The 2,496-nt window shown below is 63.9% G+C and carries 4 protein-coding genes; 2 read left to right on the forward strand and 2 right to left on the reverse strand.

All coding sequences use genetic code 11. From position 1 onward, the window contains the following. A partial coding sequence (locus tag AB0D27_RS45350; protein WP_362521492.1) for an integrase core domain-containing protein occupies positions 1-278 on the forward strand: 278 nt, incomplete at its 5' end. A gap of 152 nt (positions 279-430) precedes the next feature. Here the strand turns inward: AB0D27_RS45350 and AB0D27_RS45355 are convergent. Further along, positions 431-937 (reverse strand): hypothetical protein, encoded by a 507-nt coding sequence (locus AB0D27_RS45355; protein ID WP_351799829.1) that lies wholly within the window; start codon positions 935-937, stop codon positions 431-433. Between the two features lie 382 nt (positions 938-1,319). On the opposite strand from AB0D27_RS45355, the gene AB0D27_RS45360 reads away from it, so the two are divergent. Beyond that, a complete protein-coding gene (locus AB0D27_RS45360; protein WP_362521494.1) occupies positions 1,320-2,213 on the forward strand; it encodes a LysR family transcriptional regulator in 894 nt (297 codons plus the stop codon). 41 nt (positions 2,214-2,254) lie between these two features. Here the strand turns inward: AB0D27_RS45360 and AB0D27_RS45365 are convergent. Next, positions 2,255-2,496, reverse strand: a 242-nt coding sequence (locus tag AB0D27_RS45365; protein WP_362521496.1) for an integrase core domain-containing protein, incomplete at its 5' end; no start/stop codon positions are given.

The raw sequence follows: 2,496 nt of genomic DNA on the forward strand, positions 1-2,496 counted from the left end.
ACTCCAAGTTCACGCAGGCCTTCGACGCCGTGCTCGCCGACGCCGGACTCAGGATCGTCAGAAGCGGTGTACGGATGCCGCGGATGAACTCCATCGTGGAGCGCTGGATTCAGACCTGCCGACCCGAACTCCTGGACCGAACCCTGATCTGGAACCAGAGCCACCTTCTACACGCGCTCCGCGAGTTCGAGACCTTCTACAACGAGCATCGACCCCACAGAACGTTGGAGCAGGGGCGACGGATCGTCAGGTCGCTGTTGCGGTGTGGCTGGGCGTGAGGGCAGGCGGGAGCCACGCGCTGGTGGTGAAGAGCTGTTCCAGTGCGTCGAGCTTGTTCCAGCCCCACCCCACCTGACGCGGCGAACCCGCCCCGACCAGCCCAGACGGGTGTTACAGCCCGTTCTTCACCGGACAGCCCGGCCGTCGCAAGTTAGTGAGACTGCGACGGGGGCCACTGACCGCGGGACAGGTCGTGGTCGAGCAGTCGGTCGCTGACATCGCCCTTGTAGAAGAGGTCCGAGCCGAACTCGTCACCGAAGTGCTCCGCCAGCAAGGACGAGAACAGCAGGGCGGCTGACTGTGGCCGGTGGTTCATGACCAGCTGACTGGTCTCGCCCGCCTCGTTGAAGTACACGACGACGAAGTTGTAAATCTCGATTCCACCCGGACGGTAGGTCTCGCTGCCACGGATGGTGGAGCGGTAGTCCTCCAGGAAGAGCTCGCCGCGCTTGCCGAAGAAGCGGAAGTCCTGGAAAGCGTAGTTGCTTCGAGCGAAGCTCAGCAGCTTCCCTACCTTTTCCTTGCCGATCACTTCACCGTTGGCGAAATTGCCCTGGAGGATGACGTCGTCGGCGAGATTGTCGAGCCACTCTGGGTAGTAGTCCAGGTGCGGCGCCTGGTTGTTCAGCCTGCCGGTGGGCTCGTTCGGTGTGGTCATGGCAGTCGTCTCCTCGTTCCTACATTTGTTTCGGCGTGTTTCCGAGCTCGGGACGTCCGGAGGTTTTGGAATTCACTAGCGCGGCGCACCTTCGAGCCAATTGCAGCTCCCCTCGTCCGAACAAGAAATTCTCGTTCGAATCAGGGAGATGGAGATGTCGTCGGGGGGATATCGAGCGCCTCGGCGACCAGCCTGTTGACCGTGGCGGTCACCTTGCGCTTGTCCTCCAGTTTCGATGTGCCCGCCAGCAAGCATTCCTGCTTCGAGCAGTTCCTCCGATGAAAATAATCGTTGACCGTAACGGTCGCTGTCCAACGAAAGTCAGAGACTGCACTTATCTCACTGAGAGATAAGTGGGGGGTCTCTGAGGGATACTGGGAGGGTGGAACTGCGCCAGCTCGAGCACTTCGTCGCCGTCGCCGAGGAAGCGAACTTCACCCGTGCCGCCGCACGGCTGCACGTCGTCCAGTCCGCTGTCTCCACCACGATCAAGAACCTCGAGCGAGAACTCGGCACGCCGCTGCTGGAACGCACCACCAAACGCGTGCTGCTCACCGATGCCGGTGCTGCCCTGCTCCCGCGCGCCCATGCCGCTCTCAACGCCGCCCGGGAAGCCGCAGACGCGGTGGCCGAGGTCCGCGGAGGACTGCGCGGCACCCTGCGGCTGGGCACGATGAACACGGTGGGGCTCATCGACTTTCCTGCGCTCCTCAGTGAATTCCACCGGCGTCATCCCGGTGTGCTCCTGCAGACCAGCGCCGCCGCCTCCGGCTCCCAGGGCCTGATCGACGCCCTCCTCGAACGGCGGCTCGACCTCGCCTTCGTCTCCCTGCCCGGACCGCACCCGACGGGCATCACGCTGACCGACCTCGTCACTTCGGTGCTCAACCTCGTCGTGCCGGCCGACCATCCGCTCGCGAAACGTCGCACCGTGCCGATCACCGAACTAGCCGGCCTGGACTTCGTCGACTTCCCCGTGAGCTATGGCATCCGGACCGTTGCCGATCAGGCCTTCGCTGCCGCCTCCGTGACCCGTCGCGTCGCCCTCGAGATCACCGACGTCCCCACCGGCGTGGCCTACGTCCGCAACGGCCTGGGCGTGGCGCTATTGCCACGGCCTGCCCTCGCCAAGGCGGAGGACGTCGCCACGCTGACCATCGACGACGCCGATCTGGACTGGCCGTTTTCCCTGGCCGTTCCGTCCGAGCGCACGCCCAGTCGTGCGGCACGTGCCCTGATCGCGATAACGCCCCAGTTCCTCATCTGGCGAGCATGAGCATCGCCTCGGAGTGAACCGCCCCGGGTTCGATAGAGATCTCAGATTATGGTTGTGACCTGCGGTTTCGTGGATTCCATGTAGTGGTTGGTTTCGTACTCGACGGGCGGAACGTGCCCTATCTCACCGTGGAGTCGGCGGTGGTTGTACCAGTCGACCCACTCTGCGGTGGCCAACTCGGCCTGGGAGAGCGACTTCCAGGGCCGTCGGGGCTTGATCAGCTCGGTCTTGTACAGGCCGATCGTGCTCTCCATCAGGGCATTGTCGTAGGCGTCGCCGACCG

The sequence above is a fragment of the Streptomyces sp. NPDC048415 genome (genome assembly GCF_040651675.1).
Classification (GTDB): domain Bacteria; phylum Actinomycetota; class Actinomycetes; order Streptomycetales; family Streptomycetaceae; genus Streptomyces.